This window comes from Phycisphaerae bacterium, from assembly GCA_018003015.1.
Taxonomy (GTDB): Bacteria; Planctomycetota; Phycisphaerae; order UBA1845; family PWPN01; genus JAGNEZ01.
Window position 1 is genome coordinate 50,399 of record JAGNEZ010000001.1, and the last position, 20,783, is coordinate 71,181.

Annotated in this window: 8 protein-coding genes; 4 read left to right on the plus strand and 4 right to left on the minus strand. The window is 63.7% G+C overall.

Annotated features, from left to right (window positions below; all coding sequences use genetic code 11):
• Nucleotides 1-307: 307 nt before the first annotated feature.
• Both KA354_00210 and KA354_00215 read left to right on the plus strand, forming a co-directional pair.
• Nucleotides 308-2,980: a DEAD/DEAH box helicase gene (locus KA354_00210; protein ID MBP7933039.1), complete on the plus strand. Its 2,673-nt coding sequence runs from the start codon at nucleotides 308-310 to the stop codon at nucleotides 2,978-2,980.
• Nucleotides 2,981-3,132: 152 nt separating this feature from the next.
• The gene (locus KA354_00215; GenBank protein ID MBP7933040.1) at nucleotides 3,133-4,392 is read left to right on the plus strand and encodes a serpin family protein; all 1,260 of its coding nucleotides are present in this window, start codon (nucleotides 3,133-3,135) and stop codon (nucleotides 4,390-4,392) included.
• A gap of 839 nt (nucleotides 4,393-5,231) precedes the next feature.
• Here KA354_00215 and KA354_00220 read toward each other — a convergent pair.
• The 3 genes from KA354_00220 to KA354_00230 form a co-directional block, all read right to left on the minus strand.
• Nucleotides 5,232-9,689: an SUMF1/EgtB/PvdO family nonheme iron enzyme gene (locus KA354_00220; GenBank protein MBP7933041.1), complete on the minus strand. Its 4,458-nt coding sequence runs from the start codon at nucleotides 9,687-9,689 to the stop codon at nucleotides 5,232-5,234.
• Between the two features lie 415 nt (nucleotides 9,690-10,104).
• Entirely contained in the window at nucleotides 10,105-10,920 is an 816-nt protein-coding gene (locus KA354_00225) for a prepilin-type N-terminal cleavage/methylation domain-containing protein (protein MBP7933042.1), read from the minus strand.
• 448 nt (nucleotides 10,921-11,368) lie between these two features.
• The gene (locus tag KA354_00230) at nucleotides 11,369-13,312 is read right to left on the minus strand and encodes an ABC transporter ATP-binding protein (protein MBP7933043.1); all 1,944 of its coding nucleotides are present in this window, start codon (nucleotides 13,310-13,312) and stop codon (nucleotides 11,369-11,371) included.
• 953 nt (nucleotides 13,313-14,265) lie between these two features.
• On the opposite strand from KA354_00230, the gene KA354_00235 reads away from it, so the two are divergent.
• Entirely contained in the window at nucleotides 14,266-16,407 is a 2,142-nt protein-coding gene (locus KA354_00235; protein ID MBP7933044.1) for an acetate--CoA ligase family protein, read from the plus strand.
• A gap of 159 nt (nucleotides 16,408-16,566) precedes the next feature.
• Nucleotides 16,567-19,785 (plus strand): hypothetical protein, encoded by a 3,219-nt coding sequence (locus tag KA354_00240; GenBank protein ID MBP7933045.1) that lies wholly within the window; start codon nucleotides 16,567-16,569, stop codon nucleotides 19,783-19,785.
• A gap of 4 nt (nucleotides 19,786-19,789) precedes the next feature.
• Here the strand turns inward: KA354_00240 and corA are convergent, their stop codons facing one another.
• The gene (gene corA / locus KA354_00245) at nucleotides 19,790-20,764 is read right to left on the minus strand and encodes a magnesium/cobalt transporter CorA (protein ID MBP7933046.1); all 975 of its coding nucleotides are present in this window, start codon (nucleotides 20,762-20,764) and stop codon (nucleotides 19,790-19,792) included.
• Nucleotides 20,765-20,783 lie beyond the last annotated feature (19 nt).

The window sequence follows — 20,783 nt, forward strand, 5'->3', positions numbered from 1 at the left end:
CCGAACGAACAACAACCCGGAAGGGCGCCTGGGTGTCGTTGGTTCGGCTGGACAGCGTGGATCAGCCTCGGCCGGTCCACTCGCCAGATCCCATCATGGCCTCAGGACGCGAGACGCCCACACGTAAGGCGTGCTCACTGGATTGCACGATCGCGCCCGTGCGTATCGTCTGGCCCATGGTCTCCGTTCGCTGAGCAGGTTCTGCGGTTACCACGTTCCCGCCGGTCTTGCCTGCTCGACTGCACACCCGTAAGTTACCAACTGAAGATCGTCCAAGTGCGGTCGCCTCGCAGGGGAGAAGTGTGCGATGCCGCGATCACAATCCGTCGAACGACAACTGACGCTCAAGGATCGATTGTCACGTCTGACCTACGCACAGGCCTGTCGCCTGCTCGGGGAGGACGGCGCACGCATCATCCGCAGCGGAGCCAAGCACGAAATCGATATCGCCCAGCATGTGTACCTTCGCGGGGACCTGTTTCGCCTGAGACTGCCCGAAGCTGTGGTGACCATCACGCTGTCGGCGACAGCGCCCAACCGCCTGCAATACAACTGCACGTCATGCAGGACGGTTTGCGAGCACGTCGGGGCGGCGTTCGGCCTCATTCTCGAGGAGAAGACGGTGTTGGGGCTAGCGGCGCCGCCGGGGGAGCGCACGCCCGTCGAGAGTCTCAGCGAAGAAGAACTTGTCAGGCGGGCGATTGAGGAACGCCTGGAACGTGCGCGGGCCGAACGGATGCGAATCCGCCCGGTGGACGGTGATCGCTTGTGGACGGACTACCTGGTCACGAATGTGATGTCCGGCAAAACCTACCGCGTGGCCCTGCGCGGCTGGGAGCCCGGCGACTCCTATTGCTCATGCCCCGATTTCCGCATCAATACATTGGGCACGTGTAAACACATCCTGAAGGTCCACCGATATGCCAAGGCAAAATATCCCGCCAGCGTCCTGAATCGGCGATACCGCCAGAGCGAACTCGCTGTTCACCTGCTGTACGGCAAGGAGACGGAGCTGCGACTGCTCGTGCCCGAGGCTCTCGATTCTGAAACTGCACGGATCATCCAGCCACTCCGGAATCGAGCCATCGAGCATGTTGGCGACTTGGTGGGGCGGCTACAAAGACTGGCCGCCCTGGGCCGTGAGGTCACGGTCTATCCTGATGCTGAGGAACTCATCAACCGTCGCCTGTTCGCGGACAGGATCGCTTCGAAGGTCGCGGAGATTCGGAAGAATCCCAAAGCCCACCCGCTGCGCAAAGAACTGCTGAAGACCGAACTCTTGCCCTATCAAATGGACGGCGTGGCCTTCGCGGTGGGAGCGGGCCGGTCGATTCTGGCCGACGACATGGGTTTGGGCAAGACGATCCAGGGCATAGGCGTGTCCGAGTTGCTCGCGCGGGAAGCGGAGATTTCCAGGGTATTGATCGTCTGCCCGGCCTCCGTGAAAGCGCAATGGCGCAGCGAAATCGAGCGTTTCTCATACCGTGACTGCCAGCTTGTGTTGGGCAGCGCGCGTGAGCGGGTCCGGCAATATGAGAATCAGTGCTTCTTCACCGTCTGCAACTACGAGCAGGTTCTGCGGGATATCCTGGCCATCGAGCGGGTCCGGTGGAACCTGATCATTCTGGACGAGGGCCAGCGGATCAAGAACTGGGAGGCGAAGACCAGCCGAGTCATCAAGGGACTCAGATCGCCATTTGCCCTCGTGCTGTCCGGGACGCCGCTGGAAAACCGGCTTGAGGAGCTCTACTCCGTGGCTCAGTTCGTCGACGATCGCCGCTTGGGGCCCGCCTTCCGTTTCCTCAACCGCTATCGGATTGCGGACGAGGACGGGAGAGTGCTCGGGTACGGTAATCTTGCGGAGTTGCGGGCGAGGCTCGCCCCGATTCTGCTCCGCCGCACGCGCGCCTCAGTCATGCAGGAGTTGCCGCCGCGATCGACAGAAATCGTCCGGGTCACCCCCACCGGGGAGCAGCTCGAAATACATGATGGCAGTCTGTACATCGTGAGGCAAATCGTCAAGAAGGCATACATTAGCGAGATGGATCTGCTGCGGCTGCGCAAGGCACTGCTGGTCTGCCGCATGGCCGCCGACAGCACGACGTTGGTCAACAAGGAGAAGCCGGGCTATTCGAGCAAGCTGGAGCGTCTTGACGAGCTCCTTGAGCGGCTCCTGGCCGAGCCGGACCGCAAGATGATCGTGTTCTCCGAGTGGACGGGCATGCTCGACCTCATCCAGCCGCTGCTGTCCAAGCGCGAGGCCCGCTACATCCGGCTCGACGGATCGGTGCCGCAGAAGAAACGGCAGCAGATCGTGCACACTTTTCAGCGGGAACCGGATTGCCGGGCGATCATCATGACCAACGCCGGGGCCACCGGCCTGAACCTGCAGGCGGCCGACACGGTGATCAACGTGGACCTGCCCTGGAACCCCGCCGTGCTGGAGCAGCGCATTGGCCGCGCCCACCGCATGGGCCAGAAGCAGCCGGTGCAGGTCTTTGTCCTGGTAACCGAACAGACCATTGAAGAGGGGATGCTGAGGACGTTGAGCCTCAAACACGATCTGGCGCTGGCTGCCTTGGATGTGGACTCCAACGTGGACGCCGTGCACTTGGCCAGCAACGCGGAAGACCTCAAACGGCGGCTCGAGGTGCTGTTGGGCCGCAAACCTGACGCGCCGGTGGACGAAAGCGAGAAGGCGAGGAAGTCGCAGGAAGCAGATCGTTTGGCCAGGCGCGAGAAGATCGCAACGGCCGGAGGTCAGCTTCTGGCCGCCGGTTTCACGCTGCTGGGCGAACTGCTGGGGACAAAGGGTGCAGCCGAGCCGTCACCAACCGTCACCGAACAAATCAAGAGGCACTTGGCCGACTGCATTGAGCGCGACGAACAAGGCCGTTCGAAGCTGAGCGTGTTGCTGCCGGACGACTCTCTTCTCGACCGCATCGCCGAAACCCTCTCCCGGTTGGCCAGGGGCACTTGACCCCAGATCCTCCGCTATTGAGTGCTGAAAACGACCGGGTTTCGGGAACCGGCCGGCCGTTCCTGCGTCCAAAGGGCGGGACCAACCGAGGTCGGCAACCGATGGCGGGGTCAGCATCGGGAACGCCCGCTCAGCGGGCAGGAGATCCGGCCATGACGAAGAGAATGGTACCGCACGCCGTGGGAGCGTGCCTGGTGGCGATGGTTAGTACAGCGAGCGTGTGGGCGGAGACCGCCGCGGCGGAACGTAAGTCGCCGAAACCGGGGCAGCCCTTGAACGCCGACGCGATCAGCGTGGCGAAAGGCAGCGCCGCGTTCGGGCTGGATCTATACGCCCAGTTGCGGGCGATGGACGGTAACCTGGCATTTTCGCCGTACAGCATTTCGACGGCCCTGGCCATGACCTACTCGGGTGCCGGCGGCCAGACGGCGGAACAGATGGCCCGGGTGCTTCATTTCGAGCCGGCGAAGGGCAAGATACCCCCGGCGTTCGCGGATTTGGCGATGTCGCTGTACACGGCCGGCAAGGACACCCACGGCAGCCTGGACATCGCCAACGCCCTGTGGGGTCAGCAGGGAGAGCAGTTCCTCATTCCGTTCCTCGCGAACAACAACGAGTTCTACGGCGCGGGCTTCAAGCAACTCGATTTCGCCAAGAGCATCGAGCAGGCCCGGCAGGCCATCAACGCCTGGGTGGCCGAGAAGACCAAGGACAAGATCAAGGAGCTCCTTCAGAAGGAAGATGTCGACGCATCGACCCGGCTGGTGCTGACCAATGCCGTCTACTTCCGCGCGGACTGGGTGTCCCAGTTCGCCCCGAAGCTCACAAAGGACGCCCCGTTCTGGCTGGACGCGAACCGGAAGGTCAACGTGCCCATGATGCACCAGGATGCCAGGTTCCCGGTCGCGACCGTGGGGGACGAACTGAGTCTGATCGAATTGCCGTATGTGGGAAAACGGCTGAGTCTGGTTGTGTTGCTGCCGCGGAAGAAGGACGGACTGAGCGGGCTGGAGAAGTCGCTCGACGCGGACAAGCTCGCGGGTTGGATCGAGCAGACGAAGCCCACGCCGGTTCGTGTCTCGCTGCCCAAGTTCAAGATCAGTACACGGTTCAACCTCTCGAAGACGCTTGCGGCGATGGGCATGGCGGATGCGTTCGACGCCGCGGCCGCCGACTTCTCCGGCATGAACGGCAAGGTACACGACCTGTGCATCTCCAACGTGATCCATCAGACCGAACTCGAGGTCTTTGAGCAGGGAACCGAAGCGGCCGCGGCGACGGCCGTGACCATGAAACGCGACAGACGGAGCGAGGCCGAGTTCACCGTCGACCATCCGTTCCTGTTCGTTCTCCGCGACAGGGAGACGGGGAGCATTTTGTTCATGGGGCGAGTGGTGGATCCGAAGAGCTGATCCGGGAGCCGCCCCGCGGCAGTGCGGAGACTGGCGAGGACTCAGGATCGAGCGGCATGAAGACTCCTACAGGAAGGTGCTGTCCGAAACCTACCATCGCCTATACGCAGCGTATACGATCGCATTGTGCCTTCCAAGAGCGGTTGGGAGTACACCCGTTGGCCGAGGGCCATTCGACGACCGCGGGATTCTTGGGCGACGACCAACACCCAGTCCTTCTTTCGCCCCTTCGGGGCTTGTACCCTCTTTTTAACCTATAAAAGGGGCTTTAGCCCCTGGCTACAGACCATTGCCCCTTCGGGGCAAGGAGGCAAGCCTCATTCGCGGCCGACTACTTGGCGAGGGCGGCGCGCGGGGCTGCACGGGTCTCTATGTTGTTCCGCGGTAAGTCAAACCGGTCTCGATCGTCTAATATGGACGCTGATGTCGAACACTCCGGCGATCCCAGTGGACCGCACGACCAGCCCCGCCGAGTTTGACGAGGAACGGCTCGTTGAACGATTCGTCGCCCGCGATATTCAGAAGCTCTGAACACCCAAATGGGCTTTATAGCCATCTCCAGCTGTTATGCAATAACGAGGTTTTCCTGCTCGGGGAGGTTTGAACTTCTTTGTGGAGCCTCGATGCCTGGCGGTGTCAGGCACGTTCCCTCTGATGCCTAACGTACCATCCGCCAAGGAGTCATCATCGCCCGCCCTGTCGCCGGATGGAGCCGAAGAAGGGCAAGTCGATGCCAGGCGGTGCTCTGCGGTGGAAGCCGTTTGGCCCAGCTCGTCAGTGAACTCGATGCCGGCGGCCATGTGGTCAGGCACGGGCTGCCGACATAGCCGAGCCGGGCGTCACTCGGCAGGCAGAACTAACCGGAAACCAGAGGTGATATTCCGCCAGGCCGGCGAGGTGTTGTTACGATCCGCCACCGTGCAGAACATGGCGGCGTATTCCCACGAACCACCGCGGATCACGCGAAGCTGATCCACCGTATACCAACTCTCGGTCCACTCCAGAACATTTCCACTCATGTCGTAGCAGCCATAGTAGCTCTTGGCGTCATTCCGGCCGTTCGTTCCGTTGTAGTAGCCCACGGGAGTGGGTCCGCCCACACAGGCACCGGCGCCCTCTGGGTGGTAGTTGCACCACAGACAGTTGATCACGTCCTGGTGGAAGCCGTATCTGTAGAGCTTCTGCTCCTCCGGATCCCAACCCGCAGCCTTCTCCCATTCCTGCTCAGTCGGCAGTCGGTAGGCACGGCCCTCAGTCTGACTCCGCCACGCGGCGAAAGCGGTGGCATCATCGTAACTCACCCATTGGATCGGGTAGTTGGCCTTGCCGGCCTTGACCGTGTAGGAGTAGCTGCCCTTCGAGCCGATCTGGTCGATCTTCATACCGGGGTAATAGTGGGCCCCCGTCTTGTCGACGTTGTTCAGGAACTCGCAGTACGAGGCGTTGGTCACCTCGTATTGATCGATGAAGAACGTCGCAAGGTAGATCGGCGGTCCGTTCTGGTAATTGAACTCGCCGGCTGGAACCAGCACCATGCCGGGTGGAATGACGCGGACATTCACCGTCAGATTCACGGCACGCGCCGTGTTCCCGCGGGCGTTCGTGGCGTTGGTCAGAGTCAAGGTGTCGCTGTAGCTGCCCGCAGCCAATCGGCTCGCCTCGGCGTTGAACCAGATCTCCACAATGTCCGAAACCCCAGCGGCAAGCTTGCCGCTGGCTCTCGAAAGGGTGACCCACGCCTGAGTCTTCTCCGCTGTCCAGCTGATGGGTCGGCCGCCGATGTTGGACAGGGTATAGGTCTTACTGGCCGGTGCGAACGGGCCTCCTTGATCGCCCGCACCGACGAATCCATCAGACTCGGCCACCGACAACACACCCGGCGGACGCCGCGGTACAAACCGCAGTTGGAAGATGCCGAAGTCGGATTGGTCCACGTCGCCGTCAACATCCAAATCCCAATCGGCGCATTTCTCACGATATGGAATAACAGGCCCTGAGAAGCAGGCCACGAAGAGTTCGAAATCCTGGATTCCGGTGGGAGGACAGCCATTGGCGTCAACGCTCACCCAAGGATACGTGTTCGGGCACGCATCAAGGCAGTCGGGCACACCATCACCGTCTTCGTCTTCGTCTGATACGCTGCAGCCGCATTGGCCGGGTGCAACCTTAGCCGGATCGGCAGGACACTCGTCTGCGCAGTCGGGCGTCCCGTCAGCATCGGTATCGACGTCGGAAACGTCACAGCCACACCGGCCGGGCGCAACCTTGGCCGGATCGGCAGGACACTCGTCTGCGCAGTCGGGCGTCCCGTCAGCATCGGTATCGACGTCGGACACATCGCAGCCACATTGGCCGGGTGCAACCTTGGCCGGATCGGCAGGACACTCGTCTGCGCAGTCGGGCGTCCCGTCAGCATCGGTATCGACGTCGGGCACGTTGCAGCCGCACTGGCCGGGTGCGGTTTTGGCCGGATCAGCAGGACACTCATCTACGCAGTCGGGCGTCCCATCGCCATCCGTGTCGACCTCGGACACGCCGCAGTCGGGCGTCCCGTCGCCGTCCGTGTCGACCTCGGACACACCGCACCCGCATCGGCCGGGTGCAACCTTAGCCGGATCGGCAGGACACTCATCTACGCAGTCGGGCGTGCCGTCAGCGTCTGTATCGACGTCGGAAACGTCACAGCCACACCGGCCGGGTGCAACCTTAGCCGGATCGGCTGGACACTCGTCCACGCAGTCGGGCGTCCCATCGCCGTCCGTGTCGACCTCGGACACGCCGCACCCGCAAGCCCCGGGTTCGGTCTTGTCAGGATCATCCGGGCACTCATCATCCTGCAGCAGACTGGAATGCAGTCGGATCCAGTTCACCGTGCAGGAAGCTGCCCCGGTCGCGTCCGGGGGGTTCTGGGTGATGTCGAGCGGCTGATCGCCAAGGTACACCTCCAATCCGAGCCCCGTCGGCTTGTAGAAGGTCAAGCCCATACACGCCTCCGAAGTCAGCGACACCACTCCCAGAACGCCATCCGTGAAGGTCGGATCGATGGTGACGCGGTAGATGCTGGCTCGGGGCTGGGTGAGGCGGTATGTCACCTGGTTCTGGACCAGGCTATAACGCAGCATCCGCGAAAGCCCGGCCACGAAAATGCGCCCGGAGTGGTGGCGATCGGCCAGGCGGCGGAATCCTGCGTAGGAAGCCGCCAGCCGAGCGGGCGTGAAGCCAATGTAGCTCTCCATGCTCGGGTTGTAGGCATAGTACTCGAGGTGCGCATAGGCGATGGCCAGTGCCCCCCGAGCCTCCAGGTTCTCGAGGATTCGCTCGTCGAAGTAGTCGGCCATGTTCCAGAAACAAGAGGCGGAATCATAGCCGCACCGAATCAGGTAAAAGTGAACGTTCTGGGCGCTCTGGGTAATCCGGAACTGATTCTGAGGCCCAAGGGTCAGCGTCCAGACACCGCCAACATGCTTGGCATCAGCCAGGCAGGCATGGCCGACCTCATGTGTGCTGCTGGACCAGATCAGCACGCTATCGGCGGCTGACCAGGCATAGCCGGGCATCGCGGCATCGGACACCGTCAGTGTGGCGTAGGTGCCGGGCACAACGGCCGCGAGGCCATCGTCCGCGACCCTGCACAGAATCCGTGCGGCGAATCGAGGGAAGACGTAACCTCGTTGCCCGTCGTCATAGGTGTAAGGTTTGCACGGCGGGTTGCGGCTCTCCGACCAGTCTGGCACGGCGAAAAGATAGGCGGAGTTGAGTCCGCTGGGGTTGCCGGCGAACCAGCTCCAGATCCCGCTTCCAACCTGCCTGGTGAGGTGCCAATGATACTCCGGTGCGGGCGTCGTCCCTCCGTTGTCGCCCGCCTGAATCGTCGCGGGTCCGACGTTGTGGGTGTTCTCTCCGTCGCCGTGATTCACCCAGACCGGGGGCAGACTCAGGCCGTGCTGGGTCAGGTCCCCGATGAACGCGGAGGCGTACTCCGGCCGAAAGATGGGGCGATAGTCCGAAGTGCTCCCGAAATCGCCGTATCCATGCAGGCTGTCAATGAGGCCGTCCCAAATCAACTGGCGAATGACGGCGGCGTCGGCTGTCTTCTCCTTCAGCACGGGGGAGAAACGATCCAAAGGTTCGTAGTATGAGAAGGCATTCTCTTGTCCCCAGCCGGCCCGATAGCCCTTGCCCACGAAGGCCCAGATGCTGAATGTTGTTTCCATATCCAGCCCTGCTCCATGGACCGGATCGGTTTGGTCGGTGTTGAACCAGCGCAGTAAACGGATGTACTCCTCGCGGTTCAGCAGGCTATGGTTATCGTGAGCAATGGCGAAGGCCGCGGAATAAGGAAACGGCCAGGAGCGAGGAACAGGCCTGGACGCGCTGGTTCGCGGCGCCGAGAACGATATGGGCAGCCACGGGGCAAGATCGAAGACCGGATACCGGCCGGTGGAAGACTTGCACGCGGTCGCGGTCAGCAGTCGGCCGGAAGTGTCAGTGATTGCCACCGCGTTGTCTGCCCATTGATTGACTGATCGTCCGCTGAAGGCGAACCAGAACTGCAGATCGCCCGGAAGACCCAGGTCGGAGGGTATCCTGCCAACGTCTGACATGCCGGGCAGTAGTCCTTGGAAGTCGGTGGCGGTCACAAGGTAGTTGTGCCACAGGCACGGTGCCGCAATCCCGCCATCCCACATGTAGGTGCTGGCCGCGTTGGAGCCATGCCCGATCCTGGCTTCGTCACCGCCGGTCACCGGATTCGCCGCGGTTGTCAGGGTCTTTGTCTGGAGAGGGTAACTACTCGGTTGATAGGTGACCCCGTCCGGCCCGGTGAGCCGTTGATGAAAAAACGTCGCCCGGTGGGCCGTCGCGTCATAGGCAACTGCGACCGCGATCCAAGCGTTGTCCTCGACCGGGATGCCCGAATCAAGCGCGGTGACCGAGTCGAGCCAGAAAGTCAGTCGCCGCGTGGAACTGGATTGGCCCATCGCATAGCGATAGCAACTGGGACCGCCGGTGGACAGTACATAGCTTCCGCTGCCGCTGTTGGCGAACCGCCGCACGATAGCGAACATGCTCACGTTGGTGTACGGACTCGAGGGTCCCTGTGGGCCCAACGACAGATAGTTGCAGTTCGAATTGCTCAGCAGGATGGACGCGTCGGCTGGCTCCACCGGGTCACCCTGTGCCGGTGAGACCACGGTCATGGCGAACGCTAGCCAGGTGCCCAGGACTGCAGCCCGCAAGCGACACCGGAGGTGGCCAAGATCGCGAGTAGGAATCACCGCGCAGGTACAGAATGCCATAGAGGGTACCCCTCATGCCTATCTCACTAAGATGTGGCGCAGGACAGCCACTTGAATGAGATGTGTCGCGAGATGCTGTCCGGCGTCGACCCGCCAAGCCTCGTTCATTGTACGAACTCTCCCCCTATCGCGTCTAGTGTCCAGTGCCCAAACCACATGCCCAACGAACCGCCGGGTGTCCTCCTCAAACGAGGCGTTCTCTGCAACGCTGCCCCAGCGCCCGAGAGTGTGATGCTAGTGTTCGCGAGCCCCTCGAGTTCGTTTCCGGCAACGAGCCTGGTGGAGTTGGGATGGGCCAGGCTGGCTGCCCGTTTCCGGGAGGATTCAGCGCGTGCCTGTCACGGCATCTCCGAACAGTCTGATCAGCCGCCGAGAGTTGGACGCGCGGCGAAGGGCCTGGGGACGGCCCCAATGGTCACAGGGCGCCGGGATATCCGTGCGGCCCCTTCTTCTCCCAGGTGGCCAGATAGAGGCGGATGAAGTCCCGGTCGCCTCGCAGGGGGCCGGGATCAGTGCATTGTTCCCAGGTCTCACCCGCGGCGGCTCTCATCTTCTTGGTTGTCCATCGCCAGTACTCGGAGTGGCCGTCGGCAAAAGCCATGACCGTGCCTTTGGTGTGGCGACCGGGGATCGGGTTCCACAGTTGAGGAGCATCATAGTAGATCGCCCAGAGGAAGTCGGCATCCTCGGGGAAATGGTCCAGAAAGACGATGCGCGACGACGGCCTCGCGATGTGGCCGATATTGCGGGGAATCCGCCCGTCAGCGTATGCCCCCGTCCAGGCGGTCCAGTTCTCAAAGGTGTTGGTCGGCGTCGACGGGTTCATCGCGATGGTCGTGCTGTAGGTGAGGGTCTCATAGCCCTTCTTGACGGCCGGGCAATGATAGGAGTCTACGTTGCGGACGTACTTGAACAGGGCGCCTTCCCTGATGCCCTTCGTGAAAGCAGCCGCCGAAAAGGTGGCGGGATTGCGCTGGTCCCAATTCCCGTATTGCTTGACCCAGCCCTGGTTGTCCACCCAGTAGGCGGCCACCCCACTCACCAGGTTACCCCTGAAATCCGCAGCATAGATCGTCCAACCCAGGCCTAACTGGTGCGTGTTACTCTGGCAGACGGCACGCATGGAGAGCTCTCGGGCACGAGCCAAGGACGGTATCAGGACGGCGATCAACAAAGCGATGATCGTGACCACCACCAGTACCTCGATGAGAGTGAAAGCCCGGCGTCTCATGGTATGCACCTCCAAGACCGGATATCGGCTATCATAAGGCGGAGGCGGAGGATCTGAAACCCCCCACCTCCCGAAGGGCATAAAGCCAACACCGCGTTTTTCACAACTCCTTCCAGATCCTGCACTTACGAAGCCGCGGCGGCGGAGTTCGCGGCGAGAACGGGAATCGGCCAACCCCCAGCAGCCGAAGGAGGCCAAGGGTGGCTCATCTGGCCCCGTGGCGGAGCCAAACCAGGGCTCAGATGGGCGACCGCACTGTGCTCGGCCGCGCCTGTTCGCCGAAAACCACTGAAGGTGAGCTTCCGTTTCCCCATCAACGACCGGCCGAGTCCGTGCATGTCGCGATGGGCGGCAAGCGCTTCCAAGGCACGGCCCGAGGCGACAGGCCAAGACGACCGGAATGGCTGGGCATACCCATACAGCAGCGGCCTGATCGTCGGTGAGCCGGTCAAGACGAGCCGGGAATCGGCTGAGCCTGCATCTCGAGCATCTGCCGGTATCGACCGCTCCGATGCATCAGATCCTGGTGGGTACCCTGCTCGACCACCCGGCCGTGATCGAGGACGACGATCCGGTCGGCGTGCACGATCGTGCTGAGACGGTGGGCAATCACAAAGCTCGTCCGGTCGGCCAGCAAAGTCTCCAGCCCTGTCTGGATCAGACGCTCGCTGTGCGTGTCGAGGTTGCTGGTGGCTTCGTCGAGGATGAGAATGCGCGGGTCGGCCAGCAGGGCCCGGGCGATGGCAATCCGCTGGCGCTGCCCGCCGCTGAGTTTCACACCGCGCTCCCCGATCAGTGTCTGGTAGGAATCCTTCATCGCCGTAATGAACTCGTGGGCATTCGCGAGCCGGGCCGCCTCCTCAATCCCTGCAGGACCGGCGCCGCGGCGACCGTAGCCGATGTTGTCCGCAATGGTCCCGTCAAACAGGAACGTGTCTTGTTCGACAATGCCGAGCAAGCGACGGTAGCTCTCCACCTCGATCTCGCGGAGGTCCACACCGTCCAATTCGATCGCTCCGTTCACCGGATCGTAGAACCGGGCAATGAGATTGCACAGCGTGGTCTTGCCGGCACCGCTGGGACCGATCAGGGCGACGATTTCCCCTGGAGCCGCATCCAGACTCACGTCACTGAGCACCAGCTTGGCCTGGCCGGGGTAGGCGAAGCAGACCCGGCGCAGCGTGAGGCGTCCTCGCACCCTGTCCCGCGGCACCAGGATGGCGCCGGGACGAGCGGGCATCTCGGTCGGTTCGGCCATGAGATCCAGGACCCGATCGAGTCCAGCGAGATTGTTCTGGATACCGGTGGCGCTTTCGGCCAGCGTCTCCAGCGGCGAGAGCAGGGCAACGAGGTAGCCGAGAAACATGACCAGATCGCCCACCGTGAAGGCGTCCACCAGGGCCAGCGTGCTGGCCTGGACACGCTCCATGTCGTCCAGGATTCGCATGCCGCCGTACCACAGCAGAACCGCGGAAGCGGCCGGGATGAGCATCGCCCACACCAGCTGGACGCCGCGCATCCACCACCACGCCAGCAGCTCCTGCCGGATCATCATGTTGGTGTTGCGAACGAAGTGGCCCGACTCGGTTCGTTGGCGGGAGAAACTGCGCACCACACGCATGCCGCCGAACGTCTCCGTGGCGTGGCTGTCGATGTGCTGGCGCGCAGCCCGGACCCCGCGGTAAAGCGGCCGGATGCGGTTGAGCCACGCACTTTGCGTCGCCAGCACGATGGGGATAAGGGTCATGGACCCGAGCAGCAACCGCCAATCCACCCACACCAGAATGACCAGACTTCCGAGCAGCTGAATGACCGCCCGCCAGGGATTGTAGAGCATGGCGAAGATGAGATCGGCAACCCCCCCGGCGTCCTCGCGGAGCATGCTGGCCACGCCTCCGGATTTGAGTTCGTAAACGCGATGCAGGGGCAGGCGGGCGGCGTGATCGAACACCCTGCGGCGAACGGACACCTGCACGCGCTTGGTGACCCGTGTCGCTTGCCACCGGCTCCAGGTGTTGATGACCAGCGCCAGCACGGAAATGACCACCGTGGCGATCGCGACCACGGTCAGCAACATCCGGCGATCAGCAGGCAACTGCAGCCAGGACGGCCACGTCGGCGGGAGAGGATGACCCGCCAGGACATTGTCCAGCACGATCTTCGTGCTGTACAACGGGATCAGCTTGAGCAGGGTCCCCGCCGTCAGGGCGGCCACGGCCAGCCCGATGGTCAGCCTGTGCCCGCGCAGCAGAGAAAGGAACTCGGCGAACAACCGGCCGAAAGACCGATTCCTCTGGTTCGAGCCCCTGCCCGAGAGAAGGACCCTGCGGCTCCGGCGGGATTCCTTGAGCTGCCGGGTGTACTCCTGGTAGCGTCGTCGGCTGGAGTCCATCGCCTCATCATAGCACCGCGCGAACCGAAACCGAACCCGTGCAGCGTCACCACGATCTGGATACCTCTGACACCGCTTCGCGGATGACTCATCTCCAGGGTCTTCACCGCCAAGGCGGAGGGCTTGAACGCGCCCACCGGCGACCACCAGTGGATTAGGTCACATCGCCTTCAAGAGGCCAAGGGTCCGCGAGCCAGACAATGAACGGCCTGGAAACGGTTCTTCCACCGGCGGGCTGCTTCACGGACGCAGTCTCGCCATGGGCGGTCACCGGCCCGTCCTTTCCATTGCCCCATGGCCAGGCCGCCTGACCGCCCCCCACAGAAAACGCACTCCGCCCTGTCGGACCGAGTGCGTGATGGTTCAAACCGCGGCCACGGACACGCTGGGTTGCGGCCCCAGGCAGCGGAGTCGCCACGACCGTCGCCCATGTTCAGCGCCGACGAACCATGGCGCACCACGAGGCCCCGCTCGATGGTCAACGCTCCTTCTGTCAGACGATGTGGGCCGATAGCTCGGAACCATCCCGACGTGACCGGACTAGCCCCCGGCGACGATGGATCTCGTATGCCTCCCGGTCCCAGCCTGTTCAAGGCCGAGACTCAGATCGTCTCGTTTAAAGGTCAGGTTTCCACCGGCCCGACTGGGCCAGCCCAGGTCCTCAAAGACAGCACATTGACAGCCCCACCCATCGACAGCTAGCATGGTGCGGGTACGAACTTCGTGACCGGAGACGGCCGGACACGTGCGTGCGGTTCTGCCCTGATCCGACGGACGTACCGGCCGAGGCGAGCGGCAGTCCACACCGTAGGGGTCCCGCAGGGGTTGGCCCGCCGATGGGTAGCCGTCAGGGGTAACGTCGCTATTGAAGTGCCGGGCGATCGCGCCTGCGTCGACGCGCGACCGGTCGCGCTGTATTCGCAGCCGACGATCTGTACCTAGGAGATACTGTCATGGGCACCGGGGCATTGGGGAGCAAGCTTGACGCCATCTTCTGTCCGAAGTCGATCGCCGTGGTCGGAGCATCGACCCGGCCGGGCACGGTGGGCAACGACATCTTCCGGAACCTGCTTCTGAGCGGTTTCGACGGTTCGGTGTACCCGGTGAACCCGAAGAGCCCGCACGTGTTGGGCGTCCACGCCTACAGGTCGCTGAGCGAAATCCCAGGTGGTGTGGACCTGGCCGTCATGATTGTCCCCTCCAAGGCGGTGATGGACACGACCGAGGAAGCCATCTCCCTGGGCATCAAGGGACTGGTGGTTATCTCCGCAGGTTTCAAGGAAGTCGGCGCCAAGGGCGCGGCGTTGGAGGCCAAACTGACCGAGCGGGTACGTCGGGCGGATGTCCCGCTGGTCGGACCGAACTGCCTGGGCGTGATCAACACCGATCCGAGGATCAAGATGAATGCCGCCTTCGGGCGGAAGATGCCCGCGCACGGCAACCTGGCCTTCGTGTCCCAGAGCGGGGCTCTCTGCTGTTCGGTGCTGGACTACGCCGAGGAACGGCACATGGGCTTCAGCAAGTTCATCAGCTTCGGCAACAAGGCCGACGTGAACGAGATTGACCTCCTCGCTTACTTGGCGAACGATCCTCAGACCGCGGTCATCGCCATGTACCTGGAGGACATCACCCACGGTCGGCCGTTCATCGAAACCGCCCGGGACATCTTCTGGGAGACACGCAAGCCGATGCTGTGCCTCAAGTCCGGTCGTTCACCGGAAGGGGCCAAGGCGGCCAGCAGTCACACCGGCTCCTTGGCCGGCTCCGACTCGGTTTACGACGCGCTGCTCGCTCAGAGCGGTGTGCAGCGGGTCGATACCATCGCGGAGCTGTTCGACTACGCGGCCCTCTACACCACCCAGCCGCTGCCCAAGGGCAAGCGGATTGCGATCATCACCAACGCGGGCGGGCCCGGCATCATGGCCACAGACGCGGCCGTCAAGTGCGGACTCAAGCTCGCCGAAATCACCGAGGAGACCCGCGAGAAGCTCAAGGGCGCCCTGCCCGACTCCGCCTCGCTGCGAAACCCGATCGACGTGATCGGAGACGCCCGCTCCGACCGCTACAAGACTGCGGCTCACGAGGTCCTCAATGACCCCGGGGTAGACATGGGCCTCGTCATCCTGACCCCGCAGTCGGTCACCGAGGTCGAGGAGACCGCGTCGGTCCTCCCGGGCATCCTCAAGGGTATCGACAAGCCAGTGGTCTGCTCGTTCATGGGCGCCCGCGACGTCGCCCCGGGCGTGGCGATCCTGCGGGCGGCGGGTGTACCCAATTACGCCTTCCCCGAAGATGGAGTGAAGAGCCTGGCGGCGGCCGTGCGGCTGGTCGAAAACATGGATATCCCGCGGCGCGAGATGCCCACCTTCACCAACCTCAAGGTGGAGAAGGCCAGGGAACTGGTCGCCGGATGCCTCGATGGCCACCAGGAGCGCTACCTGACTCAGGCCGAATGCCGCCCAATCCTGGAGTGCTACGGACTGCCTCTGCTCAAGAGCGGGACGGCCCGGTCGTCGAGGGAAGCGGCCACGATCGCCACCAGCATCGGCAAGCCGGTAGTCATGAAGGTCATGTCCGCCGACGTGGTCCACAAGTTCGACGCGGGCGGCGTGATCCTGAACGTCAACGGGCCGGACGAGGCCAGGACCACCTACGATAAGATCCACGCCAACGTGAAAAAGGCCGTGCCGAACGCCAGGATCGACGGCGTCCTCGTCGAGGAGATGGCCGGCAAGGGCGTCGAGGTCATCCTGGGTGCCAGCCGGGACGCTCGGTTCGGCCCCCTGATGATGTTCGGCCTGGGCGGCACGATGGTCGAGGTGCTCAAGGACGTCTCCTTCCGGCTGGCTCCGATGTGGCGAATCTCCGCCGAACGCATGGTCCATCACATCCGCTCGTTCCAGGTCCTGGACGGCTTCCGCGGCCAGCCGAAGGCGGACATCGAAGGCATCGTGGACACACTGCTGAGGCTCTCAACCCTGGTGTGCAACCATCCGGAGATCTCGGAAATGGACATCAACCCGCTCATCGTCCATCCCAAGGGCTGCGGCTGCTCGGTAGCCGACAGCCGTATCATGCTCCGCAAGCCGGCGTGAGCCTTGACGAGCCCGTGACGCCACCAGCCTTCCGGCCTCCGACGGGTCGGAAGGCTCTTCCTTGCGCTCGACCGGCCGGTGACCGGATGCTAACATCCGCTTGACGCATGACCCACAAAGACCGGCAGGCGCTGGATTCAACGACATCCGGAGCGAGGCATGAAGAACACGCCGAGTCATTCGCCATCAGCCCTCTGGGATTACCTGATCGTCACCGCCTCGAACGAAATGCAGGCGGCGGCCTACCGGACACAGTTGGCCCTGCGCGGGAGACTGGGCCTGCTCGCCGGCGTCCGAGAAGTCTTGGTCGTTCCGGACCCCGGCGGCAAGCGGGTCGGAAGCGGCGGTAGCACCTTGTACTGCCTCCTTGAGGTGCTGAACCGGTCCATTCCAGGCCCGGCGAGCGGACCTGGAACTTCGCTGTGCGGAGCAGGCACCGAGGATCCGTGCCGCGTGTTCGAGCGGCTGCGGGTGTTGATCGTCCACGCGGGGGGTGATTCCCGCCGGCTGCCGGCCTACGGAGTCTGCGGAAAACTGTTCATCCCCGTGCCGGCAGGCAGCGACTCGTGCCTGCCCGCAACCCTGTTCGACCGGCAGCTGTCGACCTACCTGGCTCTGCCCACGGCGGTCGACGAGGCCGGGCAGATCGTCATCACCTCCGGGGACGTGCTGTTGCGGTTCGATCCCAGCGAAGTCACCCTCGCCGCATCGGGAATGACCGGCCTGGGCTGCTTCACCACGCCGGAGCAGGCGACCGGGCACGGCGTCTTCTGCCGGGACGAGGGCAATGGCGTACGACGATTCCTGCAGAAACCCTCGCTCGCCGAGCAGCAGGCCGAAGGGGCCATCGATACCTACGGTCAAACCGTGCTCGACATCGGCGTCACCCATCTTGACGCCCGAACGGCCGTGAGACTCCTGTCGGTTTTCGGACTGGCCGTCGCCGGCGGTCGGGCACACCTCGCAGCCGACCTGACCGAGATCATCGAGAACCACGGGCTGGACTTCTACCGAGAGATCTGCTGCGCATTGGGCCAGGCAACCCGCTGCGAACAGTACCTGGATTCCGTCCGCCGAGCGGGATCGACCTGGGACATCGAGAGCCTGAAACGGATCTTCGAAGGGCTGCACGAAGTGCCCTTCCGCGTCAACGTCCTGCCGCGATGCGGATTCCTGCACTTCGGGACCAGCCGCCAGATCATCTACAGTGGACAGGCCCTCCTGCAGCATGACCAGGGTACACCCGTCCCCCACACGATTCTCGATGTCACCACCGAGACCGTCGCTGACGGGCAAATGATCGGCGGGAATGCCTGGGTCGAGGGCTGCCGCATCCGGGCCCCGCTGACTCTCGGCGGCGACAACCTGGTCACCGGCGTGGACGTCGACACTCCGCTCTCGCTGCCAGCCGGAGCGTGCCTGGACGTGCTCAGCGGACGCAACGCCGAAGGCCGGGTCGGGTGGTTCGTCCGCTGCTACGGCATCGCGGACACGTTCAAGGAATCGATGGCCGCCGGAGCCACGTTCTGCGGGCGTCCGGCATCGGAATGGCTGGCGGCCGTCGGGACCGGCGCTGACGAGGTCTGGGAGCCCGGCTTGCCGGACAGCCAGCGAACGTTGTGGAACGCGCGCGTCTTTCCCGCCGAGACCGACCCGCAGGGCTGGCAAAACTGGCTGTGGATGTTCGAACCGACCCGAGCGTCCGCCGAACAGAAGGCTCGATGGCGAACAGCGGATCGCTACAGCCTGACCCAGATGGCAAATCTGGCCGACCCGGAAGCGTTCCTCCAACGGCGACTCGACATCCGGGCGGCGCGAATTCGCGGCTCGCTGCGCAGGACGTTCCGCCTGGACAGCGGTTTCTCCGCATCGGACCTGGCCGCCATCCTGCGGAAATCACGCGATCCGGCGGCGTGGGTTGCGGCCGTGCTGGCCGAGGCCCAATGGCATCACGACGGGGCCTCACGCGGGTCGGGCGGCCTCGAGTCGCTCGTCTTCCCGCGCGTCGTTCACACCCTGGGCAGCGCCCTGGAGCAAGCGACCGCCGACCCTGGAATCCCGCTGGCGACCGCCCTCCCTTCCCTCGAACAGCAGCTGACGCCTTACCAGCAGGCATGGCTGCAGTCCGTCGGGATGGAGCCGGGGCCGCAGCAGCCGGTTCGCGCGTGGTCCGAGCGCCTGCAGGCCGCGGCGTTCAGGGGTCTGGGCCGGACCATCCTCGCCAGCGGAGGCGAACTGCCACCCCCTCCGCGCCAGGCACTACGCAGCGATGAGATCGTCTGGGGCCGCGTGCCCGCAAGGCTGGACGTCGCCGGCGGCTGGAGCGATACTCCCCCCTACTCGCTCGAACACGGCGGGTGCGTGGTCAACACGGCCGTCAACCTGAACGGACAGCCGCCAATCCAGGCGTATGCCCGCGTGATCCCACGGCCGATGATCCGCATCTCGTCCATCGATCTGGGGGTCACCCTCGAGGTCAGCGACTTGGCGACCCTGCTGGACTACCGCCAGCCGGGCAGCGAGTTCGCCCTGGCGAAGGCGGCCCTGGCCCTCTCCGGATTCTCGCCGGACGCGGCGGCCTGGCCGCCGGGCATCACCCTGCCGGAGATGCTGCGGCAATTCGGCGGCGGGATCGAATTGACCACCCTGGCCGCTATCCCCAAGGGCAGTGGGCTGGGGACATCGAGCATCATGGGAGCAGTGACGCTCGCCGTCATCCAACGCGTGCTGGGCAAGACGCCCACCGAGCGTAACCTGTTCCACGACGTCCTTCGACTGGAGCAGGCTCTGACTACCGGCGGCGGCTGGCAGGACCAGATCGGCGGCTCCGTGGGCGGAGCCAAGATCATCCGCAGCCGAGCCGGCCTGATCCCCGACGCCGCCATCCACTTCCTGCCGCCCGATGTGCTCGACCCGCATCTCAACGGCCGAACCACCCTCCTGTACTACACCGGGATCACCCGCCTGGCCAAGAACATCCTCGAGCAGGTCGTCGGCCGGTATCTGGACCGCAACCGCCACGCCATGGCCACGCTGCACCGGATCCACGCCCTGGCTCCGAGCATGGCCGACGCCGTGTCACGCAAGGACCGGGCGGCGTTCGGCCGGCTGGTCACGACCGCATGGGAGCTGAACAAGGAACTCGACCCGAACTCGACGAATGCCGAGGTCGAGTCCCTGATGGCCCGCGTTCGAAACCACGTGCACGGGGCGAAACTGATCGGAGCGGGCGGCGGCGGATTCATGCTCCTGGTCTGCCGCTCGGCGGGAGACGCGGTCCATCTGCGTCGCGATCTCGAGGACGCGCCCCCTAACCCCCGTGCCCGGTTCTTCGACTTCGCGGTCAATCCCGAGGGCTTGGTCGTGACCGTCTGCTGACCGGCTACAGCCATCTCCGCCGCCGAAAAACGGCAAGCAGAATCACGCTCAGCACGATCATCCCCCCAATGACGATCCAGAACCCGAAAGGATGGTCGACGGGCGGCCAGAGCCGCTTGAAGTTCATCCCGTAGATCCCGGATACCAGCGTCAACGGCAACATGATCGACGCAAAGATGGTCATCAGCTTCACCGTCTCGTTGGTTCTTTGGGACATCGAGGACATGAACAGTTCGCGGGCGCTGACGATCTGCTCGCGGTAGAGATCGATTTCCTCCGCCAGCCGTGTCAGGTGGTCGAGCACATCGCGGAAATACGGCCGGATGTTCTTGCCGATGAAGGAGTATTCACCCCGAGCCAGCTGACCAACGGCCTCGCGCTGGGGGGAGAGGTAACGGCGAACCTGCATGAGCTGCCCGCGAAAATCGGAGATCCGTTCGAGGATGTCGTCCTGGGGATCGAACAGGGCCTCGTCCTCCAGCTTGCCGGCCTCGCTCTCCAGCCGCTCCAGCAGGGGTTGATAGCCGTCAATCAGGCCATCCACGATCATGTGGAGCAAATGGTCCATACCGCGCCCGAGGACGTTCTCCGGATCACGCTGGCAGCGGCTTTGAACAACCTTCAGGGCTTCGAGAGCCTCATGGTGAATCGTGACCACGAAGAGCGAAGATGCGAACAGGGCCAGTTCCCGCGTGCCCAGGAACTCCTTGTCCTCGTTGAGAATCGGGGCGTGCACGACCATGAATATGTAGCCGTCGTAGGGATCGATGTGCGGCCGCTGCTCGCCGTGGAGGCAGTCTTCAATGGCCAGGGGGTGGAGGGAGAAGGCCTCGCCCAGCAGGGCCAGAGTCCACTCATCCGGCTCCTCGATATCCAGCCAGATCTGAGCCTCGGCTTCGCGCAGGGACCTCGCTGCCTCGATCAGCGAGTTGTAAACGTCCGAGGTACCGTCGACATGTCGCACGTGGGCGACGATCATGGTCCCATTGTAGAAAACC

Excerpts from the sequence above, each read along its gene's own strand:
- KA354_00210 (MBP7933039.1), top strand. The coding sequence starts at position 308 with ATGCCGCGATCACAATCCGTCGAACGACAACTGACGCTCAAGGATCGA.
- KA354_00215 (MBP7933040.1), top strand. The coding sequence starts at position 3,133 with ATGACGAAGAGAATGGTACCGCACGCCGTGGGAGCGTGCCTGGTGGCG.
- KA354_00225 (MBP7933042.1), bottom strand. The coding sequence starts at position 10,920 with ATGAGACGCCGGGCTTTCACTCTCATCGAGGTACTGGTGGTGGTCACG.
- KA354_00230 (MBP7933043.1), bottom strand. The coding sequence starts at position 13,312 with ATGGACTCCAGCCGACGACGCTACCAGGAGTACACCCGGCAGCTCAAG.
- KA354_00240 (MBP7933045.1), top strand. The coding sequence starts at position 16,567 with ATGAAGAACACGCCGAGTCATTCGCCATCAGCCCTCTGGGATTACCTG.
- KA354_00220 (MBP7933041.1), bottom strand. The coding sequence starts at position 9,689 with ATGGCATTCTGTACCTGCGCGGTGATTCCTACTCGCGATCTTGGCCAC.
- corA (MBP7933046.1), bottom strand. The coding sequence starts at position 20,764 with ATGATCGTCGCCCACGTGCGACATGTCGACGGTACCTCGGACGTTTAC.
- KA354_00235 (MBP7933044.1), top strand. The coding sequence starts at position 14,266 with ATGGGCACCGGGGCATTGGGGAGCAAGCTTGACGCCATCTTCTGTCCG.